The following is a 13,278-nucleotide window of genomic DNA, read 5'->3' as shown; positions in this document are numbered from 1 at the left end:
TTACAGGTCGGCCAGGATATCGGCCATATCATCGGCGTGCTCTTCTTCCTGAGCCAGGATGTCTTCGAAAATACGCCGCGTGGTCGGGTCTTTGTCACCGATGTACTGGATGATTTCCCGGTAGCTGTCGACGGCGATCCGTTCAGCGACCAAGTCCTCGAACACCATTTCCTTGAGGGTGTTGCCCGCCACGTATTGGGCATGGGAGTGCCGGGTCAACAGGTCGGGGTTGAACTCCGGCTCGCCGCCCAATTGCACGATGCGCTCGGCGAGTTTGTCGGCGTGTTCGTTTTCCTGGTTGGCGTGTTCGAGAAATTCACTGGCCGCCACGCTGGCCTTAAGGCCGGTGGCCATGAAGTAGTGGCGCTTGTAGCGCAGCACACACACCAGTTCGGTAGCCAATGCTTCGTTGAGCAGGCGGATGATCTCCTGGCGATCGGCGTTGTAGCCTTCGGTGACCGCGCCATTCTGGACATTTTGCCGCGCGCGTTCGCGCAGGGTCGTGACGTCGGATAAGTGCATGTCGCTCATCTCGTTCTCCTGGAGGCTGATCCGGTTAGGCGTCACGCTCTGTAGGCGCGATCGCTCTAATTCTGAGTGACCCGATCCTGGAAAAGTTTTACCGAATTTTTCAGGGCGTGCCCGGTCATGCGCGCTTCTTCTTCCACCCACTGGAAAAAAGCCCGCACCGGCGGATGGCGTTCACGGCCAGGGACGCAGAGCGCGCTGTAGCCTGCGCCGTTGACCTGGACCTGCGGGCGATAGCCCACCAACAGGCCGCTGGCGACGCTTTCGGACGCCAGTATGTTGCTCGCCAGTACCAGCCCTTGTCCGGCAATGGCCGCTTGCAAGGCGTAGTGCTCTTCATCGTATTCACGCATGCACGGTTGGCGGCTCAGCCAGGTTTCGCCTGCCTGGGCACACCACGTATCCCAGCCGTGGGCGTACAGCTTGGAGTTGTGCCAACGTACGCCGATCAGCGTCGGCGGCTGCGCGGCTGCCAGCGCTACTTGCTCGGGCGAGCCATAGACGCCGAAGCGCTCGTCGAACAGGCATAGGCCGTACAGGTTCGAATAGTTGTCCAGGGTGTAGCGCACCACCATGTCCACGCTGGCGTCCTGATGCAGGTCGATGACTTCGCAGTGGGTGTCCAGCCTTACGTTGATGCTCGGATGGCGCGCATAAAACCGGCCCAGGCGTGGCACCAGCCATAGGGCGGCAAATGCGGCCGTGGTGGAAATCGTCAGGTGGCTGGTGCTGCGTTGTGGGCGCAAGGTATCCACGCTTTGCGCGACTTCCAGCAAGGCGCCGTGAAGGCTATGGAACAAGCGTTGCCCGCCTTCGGTGAGTCGTACCTGGCGGGGCAACCGTTCGAACAACGACAAGCCCAGCCAGGTTTCCAGCGAGCGGATCTGATGGGAAACCGCCGTCGGTGTGACCGAAAGCTCCTGGGCCGCCGCCTTGAAACTGAGCAGCCGTGCGGCGGATTCAAAGGCGCGCAGGGCGTTGAGGGGCAAGGTGGCAAACATCAGTAATCTCCAATGAATGAGAAAAACTCATCCAGGTGCATTAACGCTCATTTGAATGAAAGCAGTTGTGAGCTTCAAGCTTAAAGCTACAAGCAGTTCGAATTGTAGTTGACGATGAGGTTATACAGATGAGCACAATTCTTGTGGTGCAGGGCAGTCCTCGCGGTGAGCGGTCCCATTCCCGGCGTCTGGCAGAAGCTTTCATAAGCGCCTGGCAGGGCGTCAATCCACAGTCCCAAGCGACCCGCCGCGAAGTCGGCCGAACGGTCATTGCGCCAGTCAACGAAGCCTTTATCGCGGCAGCGTTCCACCCCGAGCCGCAGGCACGGCCGCTGACCATGCGGGCCGACCTGGCCTTGAGCGACACCTTGGTGGCGGAGCTGATGGCCCACGAGCGGTTGGTGATCAGCGCGCCCATGCATAACTTCGGCGTGCCCAGTGGGATAAAGGCCTGGATCGACCAGATCGTGCGCATCGGCCTGACGTTCAATCACCGCCTGGATAACGGCGTCTCGCAATACGAACCGTTGGTGTTGGGCAAGAAGGCTTTGATCGTGACCAGTCGTGGCGATTTCGGCTTTGGTCCCGGTGGTCAACTGGAGGCCATGAACCACGCCGACACGTGGCTGCGTACCGTCCTGGGATTTATCGGCATCAGCGATGTGACGGTGGTGGCCGCCGAAGGAGAAGAGTCGGCGGAGCACAGCTTTGCCCGTTCCTATGCCGAGGCCGAGCAGCGGTTGTTGGCGCTGGCGGGGACATTCTGAGAGGCATCCAGCGCCGGGTCGTGGATTCAGCGCAGGCTGAAGTGACCCGGGTGTCATAGACTGGTCATCATCGATACCGATGCTGACCACTTTTGACCTCAAGGATGTCGCCATGTCGCAGCGCTGTGCCACTCGCTACCCGCTGGTGCTGGTTCCAGGCATGCTCGGTTTCATTCGCCTGGTGTTGTATCCGTACTGGTACGGCATCGTCGCTGCGCTGCGCCGAGGCGGGGCCGTGGTGGTTGCGGTGAAGGTTTCGCCGCTGCATTCCTCCGAGGTGCGTGGCGAGCAGCTTTTGGCGCGAATCGAGGAAATCCTGCGGAACACCGGCGCGCAGAAGGTCAACCTGATCGGCCACAGCCAGGGCGCTCTCACTGCTCGCTACGTCGCCGCCAGGCGCCCGGACCTGGTCGCGTCAGTCACCTCGGTGGCCGGCACCAACCACGGTTCCGAACTGGCGGATTACCTGCACACCCACTACCCGGCCGACAGCGCCAAAGGACGATTGCTCAGCGCCTTGTTGCGGTTGATCAACGCAATGATGAGCTTGCTGGACAGCGGTTATCGCGGGCCAAAACTGCCGGTCGACATTCAAGCCTCCCATGCCTCGCTGACAACCGCCGGGGTAGCACTGTTCAACGAGCGTTATCCACAGGGGTTACCACAAACCTGGGGTGGGCAGGGGCCGGAAGAAGTCGGTGGCGTGCGTTATTACTCCTGGTCCGGGACCTTGCAGCCGGGCAAGACCGATAAAGGGCGCAACCTGCTCGACGGGACGAACCGCAGTTGCCGGTTGTTTGCTCGCACCTTCGTGCGCGAGGCGGGGCAGTGCGACGGGATGGTCGGGCGCTATAGCTCGCACCTGGGCACGGTCATCCGCGATGACTACCCGCTGGACCATTTCGACATCGTCAATCAGTCGCTAGGGTTGGTGGGCAAGGGGGCGGAACCCATTCGCTTGTTTGTCGAGCATGCCGAACGATTGAAGTCAGCCGGCGTTTAGTCCGTCGGACGGCATTAGCAACTTCATCGCGAGCAGCGACACGAGAGTCGATCTGGAAAGGTGTAACGGGCTTTGTCTACACTGCACCTCATCGCCGTCCTCCTCGGGCGGCAACCAGGAGAAACACCATGAAGATGCTGCGCATACCCTTGTTGATGATCGGTTTGCTGCTGTGTTCCCAGGGCTTCGCCGCCACGGCCCAACAGACCAAGATGACCACCTGCAATGCCGACGCGACTGCCAAGGCCCTCAAGGGCGACGAACGCAAAGCTTTCATGAGCAACTGCCTGAAGGCCACTCCGGTCGCCGCCGAACCGAGCACGCCGCAGGAGCGCATGAAGACCTGCAACGCCACGGCCACCACCCAGGCCTTGAAGGGCGATGCTCGCAAGACCTTCATGAGTGAATGCCTGAAGAAAAAATAAAATCTGGAATTGTTCTGCGTCCATGAGGCAGAAAAACACCTGAACCCCGACCAAGGTCGGCCGATACAATGCCTAGTGCTGCCCGCCGAACGCTGGCAGACTGCCGATCCTTTCACGCTCGTTTTGTTCTGGGGCTGTATGCCAACGTTTTCTCAGCGTCATGTGTTGTTGGTGATCAGTTGGGTGATCATTTTTGGTGGGTTGTTGCTGGTGCTGCCGCTGCGCCTGTTGCCGAGCCTGTTGGCCGGGTTGCTGGTGTTCGAGCTGGTCAACATGCTCACGCCGCAGCTGCAACGATTGATCGAAGGCCGGCGCGCCCGTTGGGTGGCGGTGGCGCTGCTGGGAACGCTGGTGGTCAGTGTACTCAGCCTGATTTTCGCCGGTGCCTTCAGTTTCCTGCTGCATGAAGCGGAGAACCCTGGGGCTTCCCTGGATAAATTCATGGGCGTGGTGGACCGCGCCCGTGGGCAATTGCCGCCCTTCATCGACGCCTATCTGCCGGCCAGCGCCGCCGAGTTCCGGGTGGCGATTGGTGACTGGATGAGCAAGCACCTGAGCGACTTGCAGCTGGTGGGCAAGGACGCGGCCCACATGTTCGTAACGCTGCTGATCGGCATGGTGCTGGGCGCCATCGTCGCCTTGCAGCGCATCCCCGACCTGACCAAGCGCAAACCCCTGGCCGCCGCGCTGTTCGATCGCCTGAACCTGCTGGTCAAGGCGTTTCGCAACATCGTATTTGCGCAGATCAAGATCTCCCTGCTCAACACCTTCTTCACCGGGATTTTCCTGGCGGTGGTGCTGCCGCTGTTCGGCATCCAGCTACCGTTGACCAAGACCCTGATCGTGATGACGTTCCTGCTGGGGCTGCTGCCGGTCATCGGCAACCTGATGTCCAATACGCTGATCACCATCGTCGCCTTGTCGCTGTCGATCTGGGTGGCGATGGCCGCGCTGGGCTACCTGATCGTGATCCACAAGCTCGAATATTTCCTCAATGCCCGTATCGTCGGCGGACAGATCAGCGCCAAGTCCTGGGAATTGCTCATGGCGATGCTGGTCTTCGAAGCCGCGTTCGGCCTGCCGGGAGTGGTGGCAGGACCGATCTACTACGCGTATCTCAAGAGCGAGTTGAAGCAGGTGGGGATGGTGTAGGGGGGCAGCTGTAAGCTTTGGGCTTCAAGCTTCAAGCTTCAAGCCAGCCGCGCCGCCCGACTGCTCTTACTTGCAGCTTGCAGCTCCAAGCTCAAAGCTGCTTCTCACCCATAGCGCTTCATCGCCTCGATCGCCAAGCCACTGCCAATACTGCCGAAGATATTGCCTTCCACATGCCGCGCCTGGGGCAGCATGGCCGAGACGCTGTTGCGCAGCGCCGGGATGCCACTGGAGCCGCCGGTGAAGAACACCGTGTCGACTTGATCGACCCGCACGTTGGCATCGTTGAGCAACTGCGTGACGCTGCCGCGCACCCGCTCCAGCAAGCCGTCGATGGCTGATTCGAACAGCGCCCGGCTCAGGTCCACGCTCAGGCCCGGCTCGATGCGGTCCAGCGCGACATGGCGTTGGTCGGCGTGGGTCAACTGGATCTTGGTTTCCTCCACTTCCATCGCCAACCAGTGCCCGGCACGCTGGTCGATCAGCTTGAACAGCCGGTCGATGCCGCCGGTGTCTTCAATGTCGTAGCGCATGCTAGCCAGGGCCAGGGTGGATTTTTGCGAGTACACCGCGTTGATGGTGTGCCAGGTCGCCAGGTTCATGTGGTGGCTGGTGGGCATGTAGGCGCCGCTTTTCATCCGGCTGCCGTAGCCAAACAGCGGCATCAGGCCTTGCAGGCTGAGTTGTTTGTCGAAATCGGTCCCGCCGATGTGTACGCCACCGGTGGCGAGGATGTCGGCGTGACGGTTGTCGTGCATGCGGCGCTCGGGGGACAGGCGCACCAGGGAAAAGTCCGAGGTACCGCCGCCAATGTCGACGATCAGCACCAACTCTTCTTTCTCGATGGTCGACTCATAATCGAAGGCCGCCGCAATGGGCTCGTACTGGAAGGAGACTTCCTTGAAACCAATGGCTCGGGCGACGTCTACCAAGGTGTTTTCCGCTTCCTGGTCAGCCATTTCATCGTCGTCGACGAAAAACACCGGACGGCCCAGCACCACTTCTTCGAATTCCCGACCGGCGGTGGCTTCGGCACGTTGCTTCAACTGGCCGATGAACAACCCCAGCAGATCCTTGAAGGGCATCGCCGTGCCGAGCACGCTAGTGTCCTGCTTGATCAGCTTGGAGCCCAACAGGCTTTTGAGTGAACGCATCAGCCGGCCTTCATAGCCTTCCAGGTATTCGTGCAGCGCCAGGCGGCCGTACACCGGGCGACGCTCCTCGAAATTGAAGAAGACCACCGAGGGCAGGGTGATCTTGTCGTCCTCCAGCGCGATCAACGTTTCCATGCCGGGGCGCAGCCAGCCGACGGTGGAGTTGGACGTGCCGAAGTCGATGCCGCAGGCACGGGCCGGGGATGCGTTTTTCATGTCTTTCGGGTTCCAGTTGAAAAAACGGCCGCGCAGTGTATGTCAGTGCGAGGCGGATTCGAAGGCCGATTGTCCGCTAATTCGCAAGCACTGGCCTTGAAAGACGGCTTCACACCCCCAAACTTGCTGGCATGACTGGCAGCACAGGGCGGACGCAAGAACCGCCACCAGCTGCCGATAAACTTCTGACGTGCCGCCCGGTCCCAATCTTGAGGTCGGTCAACCCGCTGTCCGGTTATCCGGGCATGCTGTGCGTGGCGGTGCGACATCGATAACGGATGGTGATGCTTAGATGGATTTCAAAGACTATTACAAGATCCTGGGTGTCGAGCCAACGGCGGACGACAGCACGATCAAGGCTGCCTACCGCAAGCTGGCGCGCAAGTACCACCCGGATGTGAGCAAGGAAAAGGACGCCGAGACCAAGTTCAAGGACGTCTCCGAAGCCTATGAAGCGCTGAAAAGCGCCGACAAGCGCGCCGAGTACGACGACTTGCGCCGCTACGGCCAGCACGGCCAGCCGTTCCAGGGGCCGCCGGGTTGGCAGAGCCGTGGCGGTTTTGGCGGCGGCCAGGACACGGGGGACTTCTCGGACTTCTTCAGTTCGATTTTCGGTAATCGCGGGCCGGGTTTCGGCGGCGGACAGTCAGGTCGCAGCGCCGGCCGTCGAGGGCAAGACGTGGAAATGGAACTACCGATTTTCCTGGAAGAGACCCTGTCGAACGAGTCGAAGAAGGTCACTTTCCAGGTGCCTCAGTACAACGCCGCGGGCCAGCACGTCAGCAACACCAGCAAGAGCCTGAACGTGAAGATCCCGCTGGGGGTGACCGACGGCGAACGCATCCGCCTCAAGGGCCAGGGTGCGCCAGGTGTCGGTGGTGGCGCCAACGGCGATTTGTACCTGACCATTCGTTTCGCCCCGCACCCCAAGTTCGACGTCGAAGGCCTGGACCTGATCATCACCTTGCCGCTGGCTCCGTGGGAATTGGCGCTGGGCACCGAAGTGGCGGTGCCGACCCTCACCGGCAAGATCAACCTCAAGGTCCCGGCCGGCAGCCAGAACGGCCAGCGCATGCGCGCCAAGGGCCACGGCTTGCGCAACAAGGCCGGCGAGCGCGGCTACCTGTTCGTGCAGCTCAAGGCCGTGATGCCCAAGGCCAGCGACGAAGCAGTCAAGACGCTGTGGGCAGAACTGGCGAAGAAAGCCGCGTTCGATCCGCGGGAGAATTTCTAATCAGTGATGAACGGCTTGTGAACAACCCCTGTGGCGAGGGAGCTTGCTCCCGCTGGGCTGCGAAGCAGCCCCGAAACATTCGACACGGAGCGCCAGTAAAAACCGGTTGGCAGATTTTTACGACTGCTGCGCAGCCGAGCGGGAGCAAGCTCCCTCGCCACAGTCAGACTTGCCACAATCCTGGCTAGACTCGACAGTTAAAGCATTGGGAGAAGCAGATCATGAACAACCCGATCATTGAACTGAACCTGGTGGAATTCTGCGAAGCCGCCGCCCTGGCCGATGTCCATGTGATCGAAATCGTCGAGCATGGCATCCTCGAACCCCACGGCGCGGCTCCGACGGATTGGCGTTTTACCGATTACGAACTGACCCTGGCCAAGCGTGCCGCGAAGCTGCGGCAAGACCTGGACCTGGAATGGGAAGGCGTCGCCCTGGCGCTGGACCTGCTGGAAGAAGTCCAGCAACTGCGCGCCGAGAACCGTCGGCTGCGCCAGCAACTGGGTCGCTGGGTGGGCTGACAGCGCTGCCCACCGCATCGGGCCTGGACAGGCAAAAACCTGAAAAAGCGATAAATAGATACCGCACTCATCGCTGACGCAGGGAATAGGCTCGGGTTTTCCATCGTCAAGGATGACCCGATATGCCAGGCTTCACCCCCCGTCTCGCCATTCCCCAGGGCGAGTATTTCGACCTGCTCAAATCCCGTATTCCCGGTTGGTACAGCGGTGCCATCGTGCAACGCCAGCAGGAGCTGAGCGACCATGCGCTCGAGAAATTGCCTGATTGGTACGTGAAGGCCGACCACGAAACCAGAACCCGCCTCAAGAGCAATCATTCCCGCTACCGCGAAATCCTGAACCAGATCGACGATGTGTTGGGCGATATCCAGGATATCCGGGCCTTTGCCGAGCCGTTGCTCAGCCAGGCGATCAAGAAAGCATTCAAACGCACGCTGGACGTCAACCAGGTCTATTTCGTTCGCAAGTACGAGCGTAACAGCCGGGGGGATCTGCTTGGCGCATTTGTAGTGGAAAACGCTGGCAGTCATGTTGATCGCTACGAGTACCACGGTTCGTCGCTGTTGGAAGCCGCGCTGGCCAATTTCGAGCCTGACGAAGCGCTCAAGTCCGACTGTGACGATTGCAGCCTGATCACCACCGAACGTCCATTTTATGATGGCGAGGTTGTTCCCACCGCGAACGCCTTTCGCGCCGGGGCGCTGCCGATCGCACCTGAAGCGTTTGCCCAGCTGTGCCGCACATTGGACCTGGGGCGCCAGTATCAAGAACACATCAACGCCATCGTCCAACCCGCCGACAGCGAAGCTCGTAGCCGGTTGGACCGTCAACTGCGTGATCATCATAAACAGCAATTGGCGCTTTGCACCGAGGTGGCCCGGGCCAAGGGCGACATCAGTCCGGCCGCCTACCAAATGCTGCGGCAAGTGGTCGGCGACCAGTCTGCGATCAAGCTCGATGGGCGAGCGGTGACGTTCACCTCGCTGAAAGTGTTCGGTAGCACGCTGGTCGGTCCTCTGCTGATCGGTCCCGACCGCCAGAATAGTAGTCGGGTGGAGAGGGTCTTAGCCTACCTGCCGGGCGATCCCGAGCACCCGCTCAAGGAATACACCTCCAGTGGCGAATTCATGGCCGAGCTGCGGCGATGCCTGCACGGGATCGATTACCGACGCTTCTTCAGTCGATTCGTGCCGGTGCGCCAACAGGGGGAGTTCTTCAAGCAGTTCAATCACCTCTATCAACCCTCCGGGCAGGAGGATGATGAGGTCGATTACCCACTCAAGGCGAAACTGCCGGCGCTGCCGATGGACGACGTGGCCATCATGGGCTCATTGTGGGAAACGCTGCGTCTGGCGCAGATCCAGAAAATTCGGATGGACGCCCGCGCGGTGGCGATCCCGACCGGGGAAGAAGACCAGAATGCGCGGCTGGCGCGGCTGGCCAGCTACCTGAGTGCGGTCGTCGACGTGTTCAACCTGGCCGCCTTCGTGGTGCCAGGGCTTGGGCCACTGATGCTGGCGATAGGCGCGGTGCAGATGTTGAACGAGGCGTTCCAAAGCATCGAAGCGTTCGAGCGGGGCGAGACCCGGGAAATGTGGGCGCATTTTTCCAGCGTGGCCCTCAACACGGCCTTCGTTGCCACGGGCGCGGCAGTGCTGCCGCATATCCAATGGTCGAGCACGGTCAGTCAGCTGGAGCCGGTCCGGTTGGCCAACGGCGAATCACGTTTGTGGCGCCCCAGCCTGAGCCCCTACGCGAGCGATCTGCGGCCACAGGCGACCTCGGTTCCCGATGCGCAAGGCCTGCACCGGGTCGGTGGCCGCGACTTGGTGGCGCTGGACGGGCGTTATTACGAGGTGCAGGAGAATCCGGCAACCCGTCGTTTTCGCATTCGCCACCCATCCAGGCCCGATGCCTATCAACCCGAACTCACGCACAACGGCAGCGGCGCGTGGAGCCATGAACTGGAACGGCCACGGGCTTGGGACGGCGCGACGCTGATGCGTCGCTTGGGACATGGCGTCAAGGATTTCAGCGACGCCGAGCTTGAGCAAATCCGCATTGCCAGCGGCACCTCCGAGGACGCGCTGCGACAGCTGCACGCTGAAGGCCAGCCGCCGTCGGCATGGCTGGCCGACACCATCAAGCGCTTCAACATCGCCCGTCGAGTGGACCAGTTCATTGCCCACCTGCAAAGCGAAGACCCGCTGCACTTCGAACAAGCCGATCCGATGACCCAGCTGCACCTGCTCACCGGCTACGGCCCGTGGCCAGACGGATTGAAACTCAAGGTGATCGATCGTTCAGGCAAGGCCCTTTGGGAGTATCCGGGTTCGGTCAATGGGGCGGCCGTTCGAGAGGTCATCATCGCCGACACGAAAGTCCACACCTCGTCGTTTCCCAAGAACCTGATCGAGGCCGTGGACGCGACTGGCAGCGATCTGCTGGCCGATACGAGCCCGGCCATTGCCAAGACGAACATGGCGGCCCGTATCCAGCAGTTCAGAAAAAAACTCGCCGAAGTGGCGGTGCGTGAAAAGGCCCAGCTGTTCAACGATCATTACGCTAAGGACGATATTTCCAGCGACCCGCGGGTCGCGCTGATCAAATCCCGCTTTCCCTCGGTGCCGGTGGCGGCCATCGATCTGATCGTGTGCCATGCCAGCGCCGAGGAACTCCAGCAGATGGCCAAGTGGCGCCTGAGCGATGCGACCCAGACCAAACCCATTGCGCTGCGCATCGCCGAAGAGCTGCGCCATTTCCAGCGAACGGTGCGTCTGAACCGGGCCTATGAGGGCTTGTATCACGAGACCCTGGCTACGGTGGATACGCCTCGCCTGGTGCTGGCGACCCTCAAGACCCTGCCGGGTTGGAGCGACACGGTGCGTATCGAACTGCGCAGTGACAGTTCGGTAGGTGCCCTCATTGACAGCATCGGACCGCAGGCCTCGACGCAGCCCAAGATCGTGGTCAAGCGTGAAGGGCTCTACAAGTCCTACGACAATGTTGGTAACGATCTGAGTCGTTGGGGCGATGTCTACACTGCCTTGCAGCATGCCCTGCCGGATGCCGAGCGCCTGGCCATGGGGCGGCCGTCGGTCCATCAGGCCGGTCTTCTGAAGCAGGCTGTCGGTTCCGCTCCCCTGGCGCGGGAATCGCTGGCGCAAGTACTGAAAATGCCGCCGATCAAGCCGTTCTTCCAGTCGCCCATGCACCTGTCATCGGGTCGGTACGGCTACCCGATGAGCGGCTGGCGGGAACGACTGGGGCTTGGCCCTTCGCCGGAACGTCGGGTCCTGGATCTGTATCCGGATTACACGAGAAGAGAGATCCAGACCTTGTTGCGGTCATTGGGTGATGGTGCGGTAGCGGAGCTTCAACGTCGCAAGCTCGAGTTCGATACGCTGCGTCACGACCTGGACCGCTGGGTCGCTTCCAATGTCATGCGCGCCGTGGATGACGATCATATCGAGGTGGTGCCCTCCGGTGTGAAGCGCGCGGTGGCTGAGCAGATCAAGCGGTGTTGGAGGCGCCAGACGCGGGTCGTTACGACGGCGGATGGCGACCGGGTTGGATACATGCTCGATGTGAGTCGGCACAATGTCGGGGCGTTGCCTGAACTGTCGGCCGACTTCAGCCATGTAGCCTCGCTGGAAATGAGCGACATGAGACTGTCGCAACAAGCCTGCAACAGTTTCCTGACCCGCTTCCCTGCTCTTCGTTGGTTGAGCTTGTCGCGCAATAGGTTCACCGACTTGCCACAGGCGCTGGAGACGATGAAGGGCGTGAGCAGACTCTATTTGAAATCGAACCAGATCAGCCTGACACCTCGAAGTATCGAGATTCTGCGCGGGCTTACGAAAATGAAGATCCTCAACCTGGATCGCAACCCGCTGGGCCGTCTGCCGGATTTCAGCGCCATGCCCGACCTGCGGGCGCTGGGGCTCAAGGAAACCGGGATCGACACCTGGCCCGTCGGCCTGGATGAGCAGCCACTGGAAATCCTCGATTTACGCGACAATCAGCTGACCGACGTACCTGACCGTTTGATCGCGCCTCCAACGGCGGATGCCCAGGTCGTGGCACGCCTCAACAGCGTCACTTTTCTTCAGGGCAATCCGTTGAGCGCGGCGGCGGTGCAACGCCTGAATGACTACTGGACGAATCTCTGGCAGACGCATCCCGAATGGGCCGCGTTGCGCAGGCCCATGGCGTTTGGTGCTTCTGGGGAGGCTTCACTTTCCGCTGTCGAGCAATGGTCGCGCAATTTGCCCGCCGAACAGTTGGAAGCGAAGAGGGCGTTATGGCAAAGCCTGAAAGGCGAACCGCAATCCGGTGAATTTTTTGAGCTGTTGAATCGATTGGTCGAGTCCTATCAGGGCCAGGAAAACTATCCAGACCTGCAAGCTCGAGTCTGGCAGATGCTGGAGGCGATGAGTGCCTCGACGGATTTGCGCCGTGAATTATTCGACCTGGCCGGCGCGCCGGCCTGCGAGGATCGCGCTTCGTTGTCGTTCAGTTACCTGGAAATCAAGTTGATGATCCACAACGCCAGGAGCCAGACGGTTGGGGCGGATGAGAGCGCCACGCTGATCCGGCTCGCCAAGGGCCTGTTTCGTCTCGACGAAGTGGAGCGCATTGCACTGCAGGATATTCAAGGGCGCCGCGATGCGATCAATGCCAAAGCCTGGCTCCCGGCCAGGGAAAAAGCCCGTCTGATCCAGAAGATAGAGGAAGTCGAGGTCCGCCTGGCCTACCGTGTCGGCCTGAAGGAACGACTGGAACTGCCAGGGCAACCCACGGACGGACGTTTTGTCCACATGGCCCAGGTCACGAGCACCATGCTCGACGCAGCGGCGGCCAAGGTCCTGGCCTTGGACGATTCCCCTCAACAATTGCAGTCGATCGTGGGGCGCGATTTCTGGATCGACTATTTGAGGCAGCAGAATGCGGCGACCTTCCAGGCACTGGACGACACCCTGATCCACAGCCAGATCGAACTGGACGAGGCAAGAGCCGCCGGCACCCTGGAGGAATCGGACTACGTGAGCCAATCCGATGCGCTGGGCTTGCAGCATAAGGTCAAGGAAGCGGAACTGATCCAGTCGCTGACGCAAAAAGAACTGGATGCGCCGGTGGAGAGTACCGATCTGTAAGCTGGGCCGGCCCGGTCATTTCAGGAAGTAATAAAACCCTGTGGCGAGGGAGCTTGCTCCCGCTGGGCTGCGAAGCAGCCCTAAAACCAGCGCACTCAAAACAACTGACACACCGAGTCGT

General features: G+C 60.8%; 10 protein-coding genes. 7 read left to right on the top strand and 3 right to left on the bottom strand.

Features of this window, described 5'->3' with window-relative positions; all coding sequences use genetic code 11:
• The gene (locus tag J3P95_RS22465) at positions 1-531 is read right to left on the bottom strand and encodes a ferritin-like domain-containing protein (RefSeq protein ID WP_186610770.1); all 531 of its coding nucleotides are present in this window, start codon (positions 529-531) and stop codon (positions 1-3) included.
• A gap of 56 nt (positions 532-587) precedes the next feature.
• Positions 588-1,529: a LysR substrate-binding domain-containing protein gene (locus J3P95_RS22460; protein WP_434558821.1), complete on the bottom strand. Its 942-nt coding sequence runs from the start codon at positions 1,527-1,529 to the stop codon at positions 588-590.
• Between the two features lie 128 nt (positions 1,530-1,657).
• Between J3P95_RS22460 and J3P95_RS22455 the strand changes: the two genes are divergently transcribed.
• The 4 genes from J3P95_RS22455 (at position 1,658) to J3P95_RS22440 (ending at position 4,876) form a co-directional block, all read left to right on the top strand.
• A complete protein-coding gene (locus tag J3P95_RS22455; RefSeq protein WP_434579600.1) occupies positions 1,658-2,296 on the top strand; it encodes an FMN-dependent NADH-azoreductase in 639 nt (212 codons plus the stop codon).
• 112 nt (positions 2,297-2,408) lie between these two features.
• On the top strand, positions 2,409-3,299 hold the full coding sequence (locus J3P95_RS22450; RefSeq protein ID WP_434579601.1) for an alpha/beta fold hydrolase: 891 nt from the start codon (positions 2,409-2,411) through the stop codon (positions 3,297-3,299).
• Positions 3,300-3,427: 128 nt separating this feature from the next.
• Positions 3,428-3,724: a PsiF family protein gene (locus J3P95_RS22445; RefSeq protein ID WP_434558818.1), complete on the top strand. Its 297-nt coding sequence runs from the start codon at positions 3,428-3,430 to the stop codon at positions 3,722-3,724.
• A gap of 138 nt (positions 3,725-3,862) precedes the next feature.
• Positions 3,863-4,876 carry an AI-2E family transporter gene (locus J3P95_RS22440; RefSeq protein ID WP_186610775.1) on the top strand — a complete coding sequence of 338 codons (1,014 nt, stop codon included), beginning with the start codon at positions 3,863-3,865 and terminating at the stop codon, positions 4,874-4,876.
• A 104-nt stretch (positions 4,877-4,980) separates the two neighbouring features.
• Here J3P95_RS22440 and J3P95_RS22435 read toward each other — a convergent pair whose 3' ends face one another.
• Positions 4,981-6,246 carry an Hsp70 family protein gene (locus J3P95_RS22435; RefSeq protein ID WP_434558817.1) on the bottom strand — a complete coding sequence of 422 codons (1,266 nt, stop codon included), beginning with the start codon at positions 6,244-6,246 and terminating at the stop codon, positions 4,981-4,983.
• A 292-nt stretch (positions 6,247-6,538) separates the two neighbouring features.
• Here J3P95_RS22435 and J3P95_RS22430 point away from each other — a divergent pair, with 292 nt between their 5' ends.
• From J3P95_RS22430 to J3P95_RS22420, 3 genes are all read left to right on the top strand, one after another.
• Positions 6,539-7,480 carry a DnaJ C-terminal domain-containing protein gene (locus J3P95_RS22430; RefSeq protein WP_434558816.1) on the top strand — a complete coding sequence of 314 codons (942 nt, stop codon included), beginning with the start codon at positions 6,539-6,541 and terminating at the stop codon, positions 7,478-7,480.
• A 221-nt stretch (positions 7,481-7,701) separates the two neighbouring features.
• Positions 7,702-8,001 (top strand): chaperone modulator CbpM, encoded by a 300-nt coding sequence (locus tag J3P95_RS22425; protein WP_434558815.1) that lies wholly within the window; start codon positions 7,702-7,704, stop codon positions 7,999-8,001.
• 122 nt (positions 8,002-8,123) lie between these two features.
• Positions 8,124-13,157, top strand: coding sequence for an NEL-type E3 ubiquitin ligase domain-containing protein (locus J3P95_RS22420; RefSeq protein WP_434579602.1), 5,034 nt, complete (start codon positions 8,124-8,126; stop codon positions 13,155-13,157).
• The last annotated feature ends 121 nt before the right edge of the window (positions 13,158-13,278 follow it).

Origin of the sequence: Pseudomonas sp. Z5-35 (assembly GCF_051131945.1) — a bacterium.
Lineage (GTDB): Bacteria > Pseudomonadota > Gammaproteobacteria > Pseudomonadales > Pseudomonadaceae > Aquipseudomonas > Aquipseudomonas marvdashtae.
Note: the sequence above shows the minus strand (reverse complement) of the source record. Positions and strands in the feature narration are given on the sequence as shown.